The following is a 1171-nucleotide window of genomic DNA, read 5'->3' on the forward strand; positions in this document are numbered from 1 at the left end:
ATACCCCGCGCTCGCGATCGGTTTTGCAATAGGCTGCAGCTATTGCTGCGCCAGATGGCATGACAATGGTGGGATACTTTGCATATTCCGTCCTGATCAGGGTGTCGACTTGCTTGTATAGATCCGGTGCCATTGTTTGCAACTGTGCCACGGTAGTAGCGCCTTCATAACCGCTCACCGTAATGCCACTGTCGTCACGCCAGTGTGAACACTTGATATGAAGAAAAGGGTGATACGAGGCGACGTGTGGTTTGCCGGTGGCGGGGATCCCCGGGGGGCTGGCTAATGTCTTAGGGGTATGGATGTAGAAATATTCTGGATTTTGTCCCAGTGATGGAATTATCTTTTCAATGATATCGACCGTTGCATTATCCATCACTGCTGCGACCAGCGAAATATCCGGATGCAACTTGATGGCTTCGACCTGCCCCGAATCGCTGCTAAGGGCGACGGGCAACAGATAGCATGGACCGCCGCCGTTCTCGAAATAGTTAGCCACGGCGAGGGCCGAGGATTGCACTACAGGTGAGGAAAGGCTGGGGACCTTGTCAGCACTGACCGTTACACTGAAACTGACCGAGCAACTTAAAAATTTGCGCAAATCGGCCATGTGATTGATCTTGGTGCAGCCATGCGTGATTGGCAGTCGTGCGCCATCCACCAGATAGGCACCAATAAAAACGGGAATGGTTGGGCTGGGTCGCACTGACACGGTGGCTACGCCACCCTCTTCAACTATAACGCCTGGAGCGCTCATTTTTCCCCCTGGAAAACTGGATTGCGTGGAAGTCGTGCCCGATCGCCGGGCGGGCGTTACACCATGTCCTGGCTGAACAGCAACACGATGAATTCGGCCGGCTTGGAAGGTGCCAGCCGCAGGCATGCGATCATCTTTCCCTCTTCGATATCGGTGGCACTCATCGATTCATCCAGTCCCAGGCTGACCTGGTAGCCGTCTTCCGGACGTGCGCCCTGGAGCGCACCCAACTGCCAGAGGTTGTAGAGATAATTGGAAATGCTGGTCTTGGCGCGCACCCAGGTGGCGGGTGTATTGGGCTCGTACATGTAACGCTGCATGACGTCGCTGATATCGCGTTCGACCTGGTTGAACAGTCGGCGCACGTTGATGTAACGCCATTGGCGGTCGGTCACTTCACAGGTGCGGGCACCC

General features: G+C 55.2%; 2 protein-coding genes. Both read right to left on the reverse strand.

Going from position 1 to position 1171, the window contains the following annotated elements:
* On the reverse strand, positions 1-757 hold a 757-nt coding region (locus tag PMI40_RS24095; protein WP_008118050.1), incomplete at its 3' end, for a hypothetical protein.
* A gap of 56 nt (positions 758-813) precedes the next feature.
* The coding region (locus PMI40_RS17495) for a phage tail sheath C-terminal domain-containing protein (RefSeq protein ID WP_008118052.1) at positions 814-1171 on the reverse strand (358 nt) is incomplete at its 5' end.

This window comes from Herbaspirillum sp. YR522 (assembly GCF_000282575.1).
Taxonomy (GTDB): domain Bacteria; phylum Pseudomonadota; class Gammaproteobacteria; order Burkholderiales; family Burkholderiaceae_D; genus Herbaspirillum.